At 71.4% G+C, this 14,592-nt stretch carries 11 protein-coding genes and 1 tRNA gene; 9 read left to right on the top strand and 3 right to left on the bottom strand.

Annotated elements, in window-relative coordinates; genetic code table 11:
* Positions 1-113 precede the first annotated feature (113 nt).
* The 5 genes from BH719_RS02565 (at position 114) to BH719_RS02545 (ending at position 6,279) form a co-directional block, all read left to right on the top strand.
* Positions 114-1,691: an ABC transporter substrate-binding protein gene (locus BH719_RS02565; protein WP_009743180.1), complete on the top strand. Its 1,578-nt coding sequence runs from the start codon at positions 114-116 to the stop codon at positions 1,689-1,691.
* A gap of 10 nt (positions 1,692-1,701) precedes the next feature.
* Positions 1,702-2,724: an ABC transporter permease gene (locus BH719_RS02560; RefSeq protein WP_009743179.1), complete on the top strand. Its 1,023-nt coding sequence runs from the start codon at positions 1,702-1,704 to the stop codon at positions 2,722-2,724.
* Positions 2,725-2,798: 74 nt separating this feature from the next.
* The gene (locus BH719_RS02555; RefSeq protein ID WP_009743178.1) at positions 2,799-3,587 is read left to right on the top strand and encodes an ABC transporter permease; all 789 of its coding nucleotides are present in this window, start codon (positions 2,799-2,801) and stop codon (positions 3,585-3,587) included.
* Positions 3,584-5,197, top strand: a complete 1,614-nt coding sequence (locus tag BH719_RS02550) for an ATP-binding cassette domain-containing protein (protein ID WP_245683308.1) — start codon at positions 3,584-3,586, stop codon at positions 5,195-5,197. Before BH719_RS02555 ends, BH719_RS02550 begins: the two co-directional genes overlap by 4 nt.
* Positions 5,194-6,279 (top strand): peptidase C39 family protein, encoded by a 1,086-nt coding sequence (locus BH719_RS02545; RefSeq protein WP_009743176.1) that lies wholly within the window; start codon positions 5,194-5,196, stop codon positions 6,277-6,279. Before BH719_RS02550 ends, BH719_RS02545 begins: the two co-directional genes overlap by 4 nt.
* Before the next feature lie 96 nt (positions 6,280-6,375).
* Here the strand turns inward: BH719_RS02545 and BH719_RS02540 are convergent, their stop codons facing one another.
* The 3 genes from BH719_RS02540 to BH719_RS02530 all read right to left on the bottom strand — a co-directional run bounded on the left by BH719_RS02540 (position 6,376) and on the right by BH719_RS02530 (position 9,392).
* Entirely contained in the window at positions 6,376-7,737 is a 1,362-nt protein-coding gene (locus tag BH719_RS02540) for a Na+/H+ antiporter family protein (protein WP_009743175.1), read from the bottom strand.
* A gap of 132 nt (positions 7,738-7,869) precedes the next feature.
* The gene (gene proC, locus BH719_RS02535) at positions 7,870-8,676 is read right to left on the bottom strand and encodes a pyrroline-5-carboxylate reductase (protein WP_009743174.1); all 807 of its coding nucleotides are present in this window, start codon (positions 8,674-8,676) and stop codon (positions 7,870-7,872) included.
* Between the two features lie 146 nt (positions 8,677-8,822).
* The gene (locus BH719_RS02530) at positions 8,823-9,392 is read right to left on the bottom strand and encodes a PPA1309 family protein (protein ID WP_009743173.1); all 570 of its coding nucleotides are present in this window, start codon (positions 9,390-9,392) and stop codon (positions 8,823-8,825) included.
* A 100-nt stretch (positions 9,393-9,492) separates the two neighbouring features.
* Here BH719_RS02530 and BH719_RS02525 point away from each other — a divergent pair, with 100 nt between their 5' ends.
* The 4 genes from BH719_RS02525 to BH719_RS02510 all read left to right on the top strand — a co-directional run.
* Positions 9,493-12,546 carry a UPF0182 family membrane protein gene (locus tag BH719_RS02525; RefSeq protein ID WP_425415308.1) on the top strand — a complete coding sequence of 1,018 codons (3,054 nt, stop codon included), beginning with the start codon at positions 9,493-9,495 and terminating at the stop codon, positions 12,544-12,546.
* Positions 12,547-12,698: 152 nt separating this feature from the next.
* Positions 12,699-13,541, top strand: coding sequence for a hypothetical protein (locus BH719_RS02520; RefSeq protein WP_009743171.1), 843 nt, complete (start codon positions 12,699-12,701; stop codon positions 13,539-13,541).
* Between the two features lie 149 nt (positions 13,542-13,690).
* Positions 13,691-13,767 (top strand) — tRNA-Met (locus tag BH719_RS02515).
* Positions 13,768-14,041: 274 nt separating this feature from the next.
* On the top strand, positions 14,042-14,592 hold a 551-nt coding region (locus tag BH719_RS02510), incomplete at its 3' end, for a pyroglutamyl-peptidase I (protein ID WP_009743170.1).

The raw sequence follows: 14,592 nt of genomic DNA, 5'->3' as shown, positions 1-14,592 counted from the left end.
ATGCCTCGGGCCCCGCCGGATCCCCCGCCCACGGGCGCAATACCGTGGACGACGGCCACCACCTGGGGCAACACGGCCACCGGCCGGAAGGCAAAGCGAAAGGACCACACGTGATGACAAGGAAACCCGCCGCCGCGGCCGCCATCGCAGGACTCGCGCTCATGTGCTCCCTGGCCGCCTGCGCGCCCCGCTCCGCCGCGCCCTCCCAAGCCGCCGCCGAGCCCGGGACCCTCACAGTCGGACTGCCCGGATCCCTGTCCACCCTGGACGTCGCCCACGAGACCGGCATCATCAACTACTACGTCGCCCAAGTGTCCTCAGAGGGGCTCCTGGGCGTGGACGCCCAGGGCGAACTGGTTCCCGCCGTCGCCTCGTCCCACACCACCGCCGACGGCCGGACCTGGGTGTTCCAGATCCGTGACGACGCCCGCTTCCAGGACGGCAACCCCGTCACCATCGACGACGTCCTGTTCTCCATCGACGTCGCCCGCGACCCGGACAGGTCCCCGTCCTCGTCCGTCTACTGGCCCGCGGGCACCGACGTCTCCCAGACCGGCGACTCCGAGATCACCATCACCCTGCCCGCGCCCGCGCAGAACTTCGGGTGGACCGTCACCGCCAACGGCGGACTGTGGATCACCGAGAAGTCCTACTACGAGGCCGCGGGCGCCTACGGCAGCGCCAAGGACCTCATCATGGGCACGGGCCCCTACCGCGCCGTCGAGTTCCAACCCGACTCCAAAGCGGTCTTCGTGAAAAGCGGCACCTGGTGGGGTGGAGACACCAGCGCCCAGAAGATCGAGTTCGACTTCTTCTCCGACGAGAACTCCCGCCTGCTCGCCCAGCGCGCCGGACAGATCGACGTCTCCGTGCAGATCCCCGCCGACCAGGTCGGCCAGTTCGAGGCCATCGACGGCACCACCGTCCACACCGAGTCCGACCGCTCCTACGTGGGCCTCACCTTCGACGAGGCGGTGGAGCCCTTCAACGACATCCACGTGCGCCGCGCCGTCGCCCACGCCGTCGACCGGGCCTCCATCGTCGCCTCCGTGCTCTCCGGGCGCGGCGAGGCGGCCACCGGCATCGAACCGCCCGACCAGCTGGGCTCCCAGATCGGCGAGGACGCCGCCCGCGCGCTGCTGGCCACTCTGCCGAACACCGAGTTCGACCTCGACAAGGCCCGCGAGGAGTTGGCCGCCTCGCACGTGCCCAGCGGGTTCGAAGCGGAACTCACCTACCCCGCCTCCATCCCGGAGATGGGCAACGCCGCCCTGGCCATCGCCGACAACCTCAAGAAGATCGGTGTCACCCTCACCGTCACCTCCAAGCCCCTCGAGGAGTGGATCTCCCAAGTCGGCACCGGGGAGTACGGCCTCTACTACATGAGCTACACCCCCACAACCGGGGACGCCGGGGAGATCCCCGGGTGGCTGCTGGGGGAGGCGAACCCCGCCAGGTACTCCAACCCCGAGGTCGCCTCCCTGATCGCCCAGTCGAACGCTCAGGCCGACCCCGCGGCCCGCGCCCAGGACCTCGTCTCCGCGACCGCGATCGCCCAGGAGAACGTCATCTACTCGCCCATCTGGTGGGGCAAATCCACCAGCGCCTTCTCTTCCCGGGTCGCGCCCAAGGACTTCGGGCCCTACTTCTTCATGACGCCGTGGACGGCCTCCCTCGACCTCGTCCAGTGAGGCCCCGCACATGACAATGCGCTACCTGCTGGGCAGGATCGCGGGGTTCGCTGCCGTCTTGGCGGTGCTCTCCGTCATCGTGTTCTCCCTGACGCACATGGTGCCCGGGGACCCGGTGAAGATGCTGGTCGGCACCCGTGCCGTCACCCCCGGCGTGCGCGCCGCCATCACAGCGAAGTACCACCTGGACGAGCCCCTGTGGTCCCAGTACCTGACGTGGCTCGGCCGCGCCCTTCACGGCGACTTCGGCGACTCCGTGCGAAACTCCGCGCCCGTCACCGACATCCTCGCTGGCCGCGTCGCGCTCACCGGGCAGCTCACCGCCCTCGCGTTCGCCATCGCCGTCGCCGTCGGCGTTCCCCTGGGCGTCGTCGCCGCGCGCCGGGCGGGCACTGGCACCGACCGGCTCATCGTGGGCGCCTCCGTCGTGGGGGTCAGCGCCCCGGGGTTCGCCCTCGGCATGGTCCTGCTCTACGTCTTCGCCCTCATGGGCGGGCTCTTCCCGATCTACGGGGAGGGGAGCGGCTTCGCCGACCGGCTCTGGCACCTGGCGCTGCCCGCAGTGGCGCTGGCTGTCGGCACCTGCGCGATGATCGTGCGCGTCACCCGCGCCGCCGTCATCACCGAGCTCGCCAGCGACTACGTGCTCTTCGCGCGCTCGCGGGGCCTGTCCGAGCGCAGGACTACCCTCATGTACCTCAAGGGCGCCGCCCTGCCCATCGTCACCAGCGCGGGCCTGATCCTCGGTTCCCTCTTCGGGTCGACGGTGCTGGTCGAGGAGGCCTTCTCACTGCCCGGCATCGGCCAACTGCTGGCCGACTCCATCACGTACAAGGACATCCCCGTCGTGCAGGCCATCGTCCTCATCGTCGCCGCCCTCATCATGACGACCACGCTGGTCGTCGACATCGTCGCGCGCATCCTCGACCCGAGGCCCGCCCGGGGGAGGGCGCAGTCCCGTCGGGCGTTGTCCGCGCAGGGGCCGCGCGCCATCCGCGGATCCCGTCCCGGCAGACGGGGGAGGGCGCGATGACCGGGGCGGACACCGCCCCCGCCCGCCCTGCGCCGCGAGGACCGGGGCACAGGCTCCGCGGACTCCCCGGGTCCGTGGCAGTCGCCCTGGTGGTCCTGGGGGTCGTCGCCGTGTGGGCGGCCCTGCCCGGCTTCCTCGCGCCCGGCGCGCTCGACCAGGACCTGGGGGCGGCCGCGCTGCCCGCCGGGTCCCCCGGCCACCTGCTGGGCACCGACAAGCTGGGGCGCGACATCCTGGCCCTCACCATCGCGGGCGCCCGCTCGACCGTGGTCGGCCCCGTGGTGGTCGCCGCCGGGTCGATGCTGGTGGGGATGGCCGCGGGCATCAGCGCCGCCTGGTTCGGCTCCTGGTGGGACGCGCTCGTCTCCCGGGGGGTCGAGGTCCTGCTGTCCCTGCCCGTCACCCTGCTCGCCATCGTGGTCGCAGGAGTCGTCGGCGGCTCCTACTGGGTGAGCGTGGCCGTGCTCACCGTGCTCTTCGCCCCCTCCGACGTGCGCATGATCCGCGCCGCCGCCCTGGCCCAGATGGGCGCCCCCTACATCGAGTCCGCCCGGGTGCTGCGCCTGCCGACACCTCGCATCCTCGCCCTGCACATCGCCCCCAACGTGGCGCCCATCGCGTGGGCGAACCTCTTCGTGAACATCGCCTTCGCACTGGTGTCCCTGTCGGGGCTGTCCTACCTGGGCTTCGGGGTCTCCGCCCAGGCCGCCGACTGGGGGCGCCAACTGGCGGACGCGCGCACGTTCCTCTCCCTCAACCCCGCGGCCGCCCTGGCACCGGGCACCGCCATCATCGTGGTCGCCGCCGCCTTCAACATCGCCGGCGACTGGTGGACGTCCTCGAGCGCGAAGGGCGGACAGTGACCGCGCGCGCAGAACGCATCGGAACAGCCGGGAGCACTGGAACGGGCACGGGACTCCGCGCCCGCGCGATCCGGGTCGCCAACCCCTCCGACCCCGACCGCCCGATCGTCGCGGACGTCTCGGTAGACGCCGCGCCGGGGCGCACCCTCGTCATCGTCGGGGAGTCCGGCGCGGGCAAGTCCATGCTCGCCCGCGCGATCTGCGGGCTCGCACCCGCCCAGTTCACCACCTCGGGCACCGTCGAGCTGGCCGGACGCACCATCGACCTGGGGGTCGCAGCCGACAGCCTGCGCCGCCTGCGCGGGGGAGGCATCGTGTGGCTGCCCCAGGACCCCTTCACCTCCCTGAGCCCCCTGCACCGCTGCGGCGTCCAGGTGATCGCCCACCGCCAGGGCCCCCGCTCCGAACGCGCGGAGCGGGCCCTCGCGCGCCTGGCAGAAGTGGGGCTTCCCGCGCGCGCGGCCCGCGCCTACCCGCACCAGCTATCCGGAGGAATGCGCCAGCGCGTCGCCATCGCCGCCGCCCTGGACGCCGCCCCCGGTGTGCTCATCGCCGACGAGCCGACGACTGCCCTGGACGTCACCACCCAGAAGGAGATCCTCACGCTCCTCGCCTCCCTGCGCGACGCCCGCGGCATGGCCCTGGTGCTCGTCACCCACGACCTCGCCCTCGCCCGCGACTACGGGGACGACATCGTCGTCATGCGGGACGGCGCCATCGTCGAGGCCGGGCAGGCCCGCCGGGTCCTCGCCCGCCCCGCGACCGACTACGCGCGCCAGCTCCTGGACGCCCAGCTCCGACTCGACGGGCCCAGCCCCCGCCCCGCAGGTGCCGTGCCCGCCACCACTGTGGCCGACGAGCGCCCCGTCGTCGCCCTGCGCGACGTCGTCAAGGAGTTCCGCTCCGGCGGCAGGCACGCTGAGGGGCATCTCGCGCTCGCGGGCGTCAGCCTCGACATCCTGCCCGGACAGTCCGTGGGGATCGTCGGCGAGTCCGGCTCGGGGAAGACCACCCTGGCGCGGATCATGGTCGGCCTGGAAGCCCCGGACTCGGGCACCGTCGATGTCGTGCGCGCGCCCGGCGCTGGCCGGGGAGCGCCCCCGCCCGTCGGCATCGTCTTCCAGAACCCGTACTCCGCGCTCAACCCCGCCCGCACCGTCGGGCAGACCCTCGCCGAAGCCCTGGCGGTCGGCGGGCAAGGGGGCGCGCAAGTGCCCGACCTGCTCGGGGCCGTCGGCCTGTCCGCCGCCCACGCCCGGCGCCTGCCCGCGGCCCTGTCGGGCGGCCAACGGCAAAGGGTCGCCATCGCCCGCGCCCTGGCGGCCCGTCCCGAGCTGCTCATATGCGACGAGGCGGTCTCCGCGCTGGACGTTTCCGTTCAGGCCACCATCATCGACCTGCTGCGCCGGTTGCAGGCCGAGCAGGGTTTCGCCCTGGTGTTCATCACGCACGACCTGGCGGTGGCCCGCCAGATGAGCGACCGCATCATCGTCATGAAGGACGGCGCGATCGTGGAGGAGGGCGCCACCGAGGCCCTGTTGGCCGCGCCCTCGCACCCGTACACGGCGAGCCTCATCGACGCGGTCCCGGGACGTGGGGCCCCGGCATGAGGAGTGCGCCGGTCCCCGTCGGCGAGGGCGCAGGGGCTGCCCTGGCCGGCCTCGGCGTCCCCGGGCCGAGCGCGCGCAGGTGGTCGCGCGTCGGCGGTATCGCCCGCGCCACCGTGTGGATCAGTGGGGGCGCCGCCGTGCACGAGGTCCACCGGCCCCTGTCGGCGCACCTGCGCATCGCCGGATGGGCGCCCCTGGTCGGAAGCGGGACGGCAGACGCCGCCGGGGCCCTGGCCGGGATCATCCGCGCCATCGTCGACGAGGCCGGGAGGCGGGGACTGCCGATGGTCAAAGCGCAGACCCAGGGGGAGGAGGACCCCCTGGCGGGCGCGCTCGTGGCCGAGGGTTTCACCCGCATGCCAGGGGGCGGCGACCCGCTGTCCGGCGCGCCGCCAGCCGAATTCGCGCACGAGCGGACCGTCGGGTGGATCCGGTGGCTCGCTCCCGGGCCCCCTGTGGCGCCAGCCCCCGCGTACGAGAGGCAGAAGACTGAATTCACCTGCGGTCCCGCGTGCGCGCTCATGGCCCTGGGCCGCGGCGGAACCGCGCCGCCGCGCGGTCTGGACGCCGAGATGGAGATATGGCGCGAGGCCACGTACACGGTGGGGGTGGGGCACTTCGGCCTCGCTGGGGCGATTGCGAGGCGGGGGGCCCGCGTCCACGTCATCACCTCCTCGCCCGGGCCTGTCGTCGGCGTGAGCCGCGCCCACATGGCCACCGGGCACGTGCGCGAGGCGATCCACCGCAAGCACGTCGACCAGGCGCGCGCCCTCGGGGTCACGTGGGAGTACCGCGAGCCCGCTCCCCAGGACCTCGCGCGGGCGCTGGCGGCCGGGCGGCGCGTCGTGGTGCTCGTCGACCTAGCCTCCCTCAACGGGGAGACCATGCCGCACTGGATCCTGGCGTGGGGTGCGGTCGGGGACCACGTGCTCGTCCACGACCCCTGGACCGACGAGCAGTTCGGCGAGTCATGGGTGGAGACCGACACCCTGGCGCTGAGGGGACAGGACTTATGGGACGCGGGCGTGTGGACGGAGGAGGAGGGCAACAGGGCGGTGCTGGTCGTCGGCCACAGCGCATGAGCGCACTCGTCGGCCCCGGCCTCGTCGATCTCGTCGGCCCCGGCGCCGCTGACTGCGGTTCCCCCGCCCCGGCGCGGGCCGGGACGGGGGAAGGAGTCACAGGACCATCGCGGCGATCCAGCCTCCGGCCAGGAGCGGGATGTTGTAGTGGATGAACGTGGGGATCACCGTGTCGCGCATGTGGTCGTGCTGGCCGTCCACGTTGAGACCGGTCGTCGGTCCCAGCGTCGAGTCCGAGGCCGGTGAGCCCGCGTCGCCCAGCGCCCCCGCGGTGCCGATGATCGCCACCGTCGCAATGGGGGAGAAGCCCAGCGTCACGCACAGGGGCACGTAGATCGCCGAGATGATCGGCAGGGTCGAGAAGGACGACCCGATGCCCATCGTGATGATGAGACCGACCAGCAGCATCACGAACGCCGCCAGCGCCTTCGACCCCGAGAACATGGCGGCCGTGCCGGTGACGAGGGGCTCGATCTGGCCGGACGCCTTCAGGACCGAGGCGTAGCCCTGTGCGGAGATCATGATGAGCCCGATCATCGCCATCATCTTCATGCCGGTGCTGAAGATGTCGTTCGCCTGCTGCCAGGGAACCACGCGCATCGACAGCATCACGCACAGGCCCACGATGGCGCCCATCAGCAGGGGATCGGCCTCGGACTCGATCAGCGTCAGCCACGTCTGGATGGCGAAGCACAGGACGAGGGCCGCCAGAGCCGCCCACACGCGCTTCATGTCGATGGGCTCGTCGGCCGGGCGCCCGAAGGAGTCACTGCGGTCCTCGTACTCGCGGCGCCCCCGGTAGGAGATGAGCAGCGCGATGAGGCAGCCCACCAGCATCGAGGCCGCCGGGATCGCCATAGCGGCAGTCGGATTCACCCCGGACACGTCCAGGCCCGCCTCGATGATGTTCTTGTAGAGGATGTCGTGCAAGAAGATCCGCCCGAAGCCCACGGGCAGGAACATGTACGTCGTGACGATGCCGAAGGTGATCGCGCACGCCACGGCCCGGCGGTCGAGCCCCAGCCGGTTCATCACGCCGATGAGCGGTGGGATCAGCAGGGGGATGAACGCGATGTGGATGGGGATGAGGTTCTGGCTCATGATGCCCATGGCGATCACGCCGCACAGGATCCCCCATTTGGCGTTGCGGGCGATCCTGGCCTGGTTGGACTCGTCGGCGTTCTTCATCCGGACGATGATCCAATTGGCCAGCAGCCGCGGCAGGCCCGAGTGGGCGACGGCCATGGCGAACGCGCCCAGCAGCGCGTAGGAGAGGGCGATCTTCGCGCCCCCGGCGAGGCCCTCTTGGAAGGCCACCATCGTCGCCGACAAGCCCATGCCGGAGACCAGGCCGCCCACCAGTGAGGCGATGAACAATGAGATGACGACGTGCACGCGGGCGATCGAGAGGACCAGCATCACGAGCACGGAGATGACAACCGCGTTGAAGATCAACATGACTATTCCTGTGATGGGAGGGGGCGCAACCGGACCGCTGGGGACTCCCATGGACGGGGAGGAGGTGCGGCGGTGCGCTGGGGTGGTGCCCGGCGGGCGCGCGGCCCGCAGGGATGCCCGCTGGGAGCGGGGTCAGCCGAGATGGGAATCGGCGTGGATGGATGCGTCGACAGCGCCTACCAGCGAAGCCGACAAACCACCTTCCTCGGCGGCGAGCAATCCTGCGATTGTCGTGCCGCCGGGCGAGCACACCTGGTCGATGAGTTGGGCGGGCACGCGCCCCTCCTCCGATGCTGCGAGCACCAGGGAGGCCGAACCCGCCATCGCCTGTGCGACGACCCGCACGGCGATGTCCTTGGGGAGGCCGTGCTTCACTCCAGCACGGGCCAGACTGTCGATGACCTGGAACAACCACGCGGGCGAGCAACTGGCCAAGGACTGGAAAACGGGGAACAGTTTCTCGTCGATGACGACGGTGCGGCCCACGGCGTCCATCAGTCGGCGCACCGCGGCGACCTGGTCGTCGGCGGCCCCCACGGAGCACAGGGCGCTCATGGACTGCCCGATCTGCGCCGCGACGTTGGGCATGACGCGCACCAGGGGCACGCATGCGCCGAAGTCCTCGAGGATCGCGTCCAGGGTCCGCCCCGCGGCCAGCGAGACGACGCACATCTCCGGGCGCTCGCGCACGATGTGGGCGATCTGCTCGATGACCCCGGGCTGGACGGCGGGCTTGACGCCCAGCACCAGTACGTCGACCTGGTGGGCCAGGGAGCCGTTGGAGCGGGCGGTCGTGGCGCCCACCTCGTCGGCCAGGGCTTTCGCGTCCTGGGGCGTGCGGTTCGAGAGGACGAAGTCGGAGGCGTTGAATCCGGCCGCGGCTGCCCCCCGGACGATGGCGCTCACCATCGCCCCGGTGCCGACGAAACCGAACTTCATTGCCGCTCCCAAGAAATCGTCAAAGAATTGGAATACGCCTAGACTACCCCGTCGGGCGCCCATCACGTGGGAACTTGGCCACGTGGTGAGACGGGCGGCCCTGCTGAGCGGTCATACGAGGCCGGCGCCTGCTCCGGGCCCGCGGTTTACGAGGCCGGCGCCTCGTCCGGCTCCAAGGAGACGCGCAGCGCATCGACGAGGGCCGGGACCAGCACCGACCCCTGGCCCACCTTGTCGTCGGAGTCGAAGGGGCGCATGCGCAGCGCGCACCACGACTCCCCGCTGCGCAGGACGCCGACGGCCAGGCGCACTTCCGTGCGGGAGGGGTGGTTGGACACGAACTCGATCGCGGCCTCCGGATCCTCGGGCGCCTGGGCCTCCACCTCCGGGGGGACGACGACGCGCTCGACGGTCAGCGCGGCCCCCGCGACCTCGGGCGGCCACGCCAAGTGCCCCAGCACCTCCTCGAGGTCGTCGTCGGCCATGTCCTCCTGGACGACCGCAGACAGGTGGTCGTCGCTGCCGTCCCAGCCCGACCGCAGGTGGGCGGCCACCTCGTCGGGCAGCAGGGGGTCGCCCAGCAGCCGCGCCGTGGGGACCAGCGCGTACAGCGTGGGGGCCTGGTCCCAGCCCGCGCGGGCGGCGCCCCTCTCGATGTCGACCACTACGTTGGCCAGCGCGACCTCGGGGGCCGTCGGGGTCATGGATCCGTTCATGCACCCATCGTCTCACGGACAGCGTGACTCCCGCCGCCGTCCCGACTGCCCGGCACCGCTAGACTGGGCGGAGCTGCACGTCGACAGAGAGGACAACGCCGTGAGCTCCTTCCCCTTCGCCCAAGGCGGCCGGCCCCAGCGCCGCCCCTCCTCGCGGGGGTCCGCGCCCAGGGTCGGGCCCCTCGGGATCACCATCGCCGCCCTCGCCGCAATCGCGGGCATCGTCTACGCCGCCTCGATCGTGTGGACCGAGGTCCTGTGGTTCAACCAGATGCGCGCGACGCGGGTGCTCCTCACCCAGTGGGGCGCCCACATCGGGCTGTTCCTGGTGGGCTTCGGCGCGATGACGGCCGTCGTTTACCTGTCGATGGCCCACGCCTACAAGCACCGCGAGGCGTCGACGCGGGGGGAGGCCGCCGCGTCGCTGCGGGCCTACCAGAAGGCGCTCGCGCCGGTCCGCAAGCTCGCGTTCTGGGGCGTCGCCCTGTTCTTCGGCTTCACCGCCGGGGCGCGCATGGCCTCTAACTGGCAGACCCTCCTGCAGTTCGTCAACGGCTCGTCCTTCGACCGCGTCGACCCCGAGTTCGGCCTCGACATCTCCTTCTTCGTCTTCACCCTGCCGGCCCTGAAGGTCCTGGTGTCCTTCCTGATGAGCGCCGCCGTGATCTGCCTGGTGGCGAGCCTGGTCGTCTCCTACCTGTACGGCACCGTCCGACTGGCCCCCCGCCCCCACGCCTCCAAGCCCGCCCGCCTGCAGACGGGCATGCTGGCCGCCGCCGTCTCCCTGCTGATCGGCGCGAACTACTGGCTGGGCCGCTACGAGCTGCTCACCAGCACGAGCTCCAGCATGAACATCGACGGGGCCATGTACTCCGACATCAACGCGACGCTGCCCGCGCACTCGATCCTGGCGGTGATCTCCGTGCTGGTCGCCGTCCTCTTCGTGGTCGCCGCCTACCGCGGGACGTGGCGCCTGCCCGGGTCGGGCATCGCGGTGACCGTCGTGGCCGCCCTGGTCCTGGGGATGGCCTACCCCGCCCTCATCCAGCAGTTCCGGGTGCGCCCCAACCAGCGGACTCTGGAGGCCCCCTACATCCAGCGCAACATCGACGCGACTCTGGAGGCGTACGGCCTGGACGACGTGGACTACCAGACCAACTACGACGCGGCGACGACCGCCTCGGCGGGGCAGTTCGACAACGACGCCCTCACCGGCCAGGTGCGCCTGCTCGACCCGAAGGTCATCACCAAGACCGTTCAGCAGCTGCAGCAGTCCCGCCTGTACTACGGCTTCAACTCGGGGATGAAGGTCGACCGCTACAACGTGGGCGGCGAGCGCCGCGACACAGTGGTCTCCGTGCGCGAGCTCAACCTGGCGGGCCTGTCCGCCGAACAGCAGACCTGGGTGAACCAGCACACCGTGTACACCCACGGGTACGGGGCGATCGCGGCCTACGGCAACCAGCTCACCAGCGACGGCCTGCCCTCCTACTGGGAGCAGTCCGTTCCCTCGGTCGGCGAGATGGGCGACTACGAGGAGCGCGTCTACTTCAGCCCCAACGCGCCCGACTACTCGATCGTCGGAGCGCCCGAGGGATCCGAGCCCCAGGAGCTCGACTACCCGGACGACACCGCGGTCGGCGGCCAGGTCTCCACGACCTTCACCGGCAACGGCGGGCCCTCGGTGGGCAACGTGTGGAACAAGCTCCTCTACGCCATCAAGTTCGGCTCCACCGACCTGTTCTTCTCCTCGCAGACCAACGAGGCGTCCCAGATCCTCTACGACCGCGACCCCCTCCAGCGGGTGGCCAAGGTCGCCCCCTATCTGACCCTCGAGCAGTCCGCCTACCCGGCGGTGGTCGACATGGACGACGACGCCTTGACCCCCAAGCGCCTCGTGTGGGTGGTCGACGCGTACACGACGACCAACCAGTACCCGTACTCGCAGCACGAGTCCCTGTCCGACGCGACGGTGGACTCCCAGGCCACGCAGGTCGGGCAGTACGTCCAGGCCAACAAGATCAACTACATGCGCAACTCCGTCAAGGCCGTCGTCGACGCCTACGACGGCTCCGTGCGGCTGTTCCGCTGGGACGACAAGGACCCGATCCTCAAGACCTGGGAGAAGATCTACCCGGGGTCGGTCGAGCCCATCGCCAGCGTCTCCGGCGACCTCATGAGCCACCTGCGCTACCCGGAGGACATGTTCAAGGTGCAGCGCAACCTGCTGGCCACCTACCACGTGACCGACGCGGCCGGCTTCTACGCGGGCGGCGACAGGTGGCGCCTGGCCGAGGAGACCTCCACGATCGGCGCCTCCCAGGCCCAGGCCGCCGCTTCGCAGGCGCCCGCCTCGACTTCGCTGCAGCCGCCGTACTACCTCACCATGCAGATGCCGGGCCAGGAGAGCGCTGAGTTCTCGCTCACCAGCGTGTTCGTGCCCGGAGGCGGCGGCGAGGGACGGCGCGAGGCGATGGCCGGCTTCCTGGCAGTCGATTCGGAGACCGGCTCCCAGCCGGGCGTGGTGCGCGAGGGCTACGGGAAACTGAGGCTGCTGGCGCTGCCGTCGTCGACCACTGTGCCAGGCCCCGGGCAGGTGCAGAACAAGTACGACTCCGACGAGAAGATCGCCACGCAGCTCAACCTGCTCAACCAGGCCGACTCGACGGTCATCAGGGGCAACCTGCTCACACTGCCCGTCGGCGGCGGCCTGCTCTACGTCCAGCCCGTGTACGTGCAGGGGACGGGGAGCGCCTCGTACCCGGTGCTCCGCTCGGTGCTCACCGCCTTCGGCGACAAGGTGGGCTTCGCCTCCACGTTGGAGGAGTCGCTCAAGCAGCTGATCTCCGACGACGGGTCCTCGACGAGGCCGTCGCCGGGCGGCGGGGGCGGCGGCGACGGATCGCAGTCCGGCGCCCAGTCCGGTTCCACGGCGCAGCCCCGCACGCCCACGGTGGCCCAGGCGCTCGCCGACGCCTCCGCGGCGATGCGGGACGCCGAGTCGGCCATGAGCAGGGGCGATTGGAGCGCCTACGGCGAGGCCCAGAACCGTTTGAAGGACGCGCTGAACCGCGCCGAGGCCGCCCAGGCCGCCGCGGGCGCGCCCGCTCCGAGCCCGAGCGCCGCTCCAGGCGGGGGGCAGTCCGGCTCCTAGAGCAGAGCACCGCCCCCGGTGGCCCCCGCCCAGTCGAGGCGGGGGCCACCGCCGTCGACGGGGCGGGGCAATGCGGTTCAGTCAGCAGCGGCTTGCTACTATGGTGCAGAGCACATGCAGTGCTGAACCCTCAACTCAGTGGAAGGAGCACTATGACCGCTCCCCAAGGCCCGTACTCCGCGGATCTCAATTCCGGCGGGGCGCAGCAGTCGTCCGTCCCCCAAGGGGCGCCCTACCAGTTCGCCCCTCCCCAAGGGGCGCCTCGCCAGTTCGACCCTCCCCAAGGCGCGCCCTACCAGTACGGATTGGCGGCGCCGGGCGCGCCCGTCCAGCAGGGCGCCCGCCCGGGCGCGTTCGCCTCGCCCCGTGCGCGCGCGTGCGCGGGAACGATCCTCGTCGTCGAGGCGTGCCTGCTCCTCAACCAGTTCGTCCCGTGGAACTTCGAGGATCTGAGCCTGTTCGGCGCGACGCTGCTCCACTGGGCGGCCTGGTTGTGGGTCGCCCTCAGGGCCGTCTTGATCGTTCTGGCGGCGGTCTTCCTGGCGCGGCGCGGTAGCGCCGTCCGTTACGCGCTCGTCGGCGCCTACCTCGTGGTGGCGTTGCTGCTCGCCCCTTTGAACCAGGTCTACTTCGGAGGGGACTGGTACCAGGTTTTCCTCCCGCCGCCGGCTGAGTTGGACGCCTACTTCTTCATACGGGCGATGGTGCTGTGGGTGCTGAACATGGTCGGCATCGCCTGCGCGATCTGCCTGGCGGTTCCCGACGGACGCCCCAGCGGCGCCGTGCCGGCCCATGGCGCAATGGCGCCCTACGGCTCCACCGGCGGGCAGTTCCCCCCGACCGGGCAGGGCGCCTATCCTGTGCCGGCTCAGGGCTTCGGCCAGCACCCGGGTGGGGGCCAGGGCTTCCAGTCCCCCAGTGACGGCCAGTACCCGGGGGGTGCGCAGGGCTTCCAGTCCCCGGGCGGCCGCCAGTACCCGCCGCGAACCCCTTAAGGGCCCCAGGAGTGACGGGAGCGCCCGTGCCCGTCGCGCTGAACCCGCGGCCGCGCCCCGCTGGAGCAGTGCCCGCGCGCTGTTAGGACCCACATCACCGCGTTCAGTTTGTGCCCCCCGTGCCCGTACGCTAAACTCGGTAGGGCCGACGCGGGGTGGAGCAGTTCGGTAGCTCGCCGGGCTCATAACCCGGAGGTCGCAGGTTCAAATCCTGTCCCCGCTACCAACCCAGAGGGCCCGGTCTCAACCGAGACCGGGCCCTTCCGCGTGCCCGGCACGTACGCCGCCGGCACCCAGCCCCCCGCCCCGTCCGGGCGCGGCATCAGAGCGTCAACGGAGACGCCGAACAGACTTGCGGCCAGGGAGACTTCCTGAGCGGACCAGGTCACATGCCCACGGACCTTGCCATGCGCCCGTCGGCGTCCACATCCCGGGGCGAGGCCGCGCCCAGACCCCGCGCCGCCCGCGGTCCGCCGCACGGGTCTTGGTAATGTGCCCCCATGGACGCGGATGTTCTCCTCACGGGCTTCGGGCCCTTCGGCCCCCACGCCGTCAATCCCTCGCAACTCCTCATCGAGCGCCTCAGCGCCCGTCGGCCGCCCCGGATCGCCACCGCCCTGCTGCCCGTGGGCTTCGAGGCGGGCCCCCGCCTCGTGCGCGGCCTCGTCGAGCGGATCAGGCCGCGCGCGGTCCTCTGCGTCGGCCTCGCGGCGTCCCGTCGGCCCCTGTGCGTGGAGCGCGTCGCCGTCAACGAGCGCACGGGCACGGACAACGACGGGCTGTCATGCGACCACGAGCCCATCGACCCCTCTGGGCCCGACGGGCTATTCGCGTCGATCGACTGGCGGGCGCTCCTCACCGGGTTGCGATCGGCGGGATTCGAGGCGGAGGAGTCGTGGAGCGCGGGCACCTTCGTGTGCAATTCCGTGTTCTACGCGGCGCTGGCCGCCACGGCAGCCCACGGGGGCACGGCGGGTTTCCTCCACATCCCGGCCGAAACCGACACGGTGCGCCTCGCGGAGGCCCTCGAGGCGTGGGCGGCCGGGGCAGG

The sequence above is a fragment of the Pauljensenia hongkongensis genome (assembly GCF_001746855.1).
GTDB classification, from domain to species: domain Bacteria; phylum Actinomycetota; class Actinomycetes; order Actinomycetales; family Actinomycetaceae; genus Pauljensenia; species Pauljensenia hongkongensis.
Note: the sequence above shows the minus strand (reverse complement) of the source record. Positions and strands in the feature narration are given on the sequence as shown.

Bases quoted from the DNA above. Each gene is read 5' to 3' on its own strand.
- BH719_RS02565 (WP_009743180.1), top strand. From the start codon at position 114: ATGACAAGGAAACCCGCCGCCGCGGCCGCCATCGCAGGACTCGCGCTC.
- BH719_RS02560 (WP_009743179.1), top strand. From the start codon at position 1,702: ATGACAATGCGCTACCTGCTGGGCAGGATCGCGGGGTTCGCTGCCGTC.
- BH719_RS02545 (WP_009743176.1), top strand. From the start codon at position 5,194: ATGAGGAGTGCGCCGGTCCCCGTCGGCGAGGGCGCAGGGGCTGCCCTG.
- BH719_RS02540 (WP_009743175.1), bottom strand. From the start codon at position 7,737: ATGTTGATCTTCAACGCGGTTGTCATCTCCGTGCTCGTGATGCTGGTC.
- proC (WP_009743174.1), bottom strand. From the start codon at position 8,676: ATGAAGTTCGGTTTCGTCGGCACCGGGGCGATGGTGAGCGCCATCGTC.
- BH719_RS02530 (WP_009743173.1), bottom strand. From the start codon at position 9,392: ATGAACGGATCCATGACCCCGACGGCCCCCGAGGTCGCGCTGGCCAAC.
- BH719_RS02520 (WP_009743171.1), top strand. From the start codon at position 12,699: ATGACCGCTCCCCAAGGCCCGTACTCCGCGGATCTCAATTCCGGCGGG.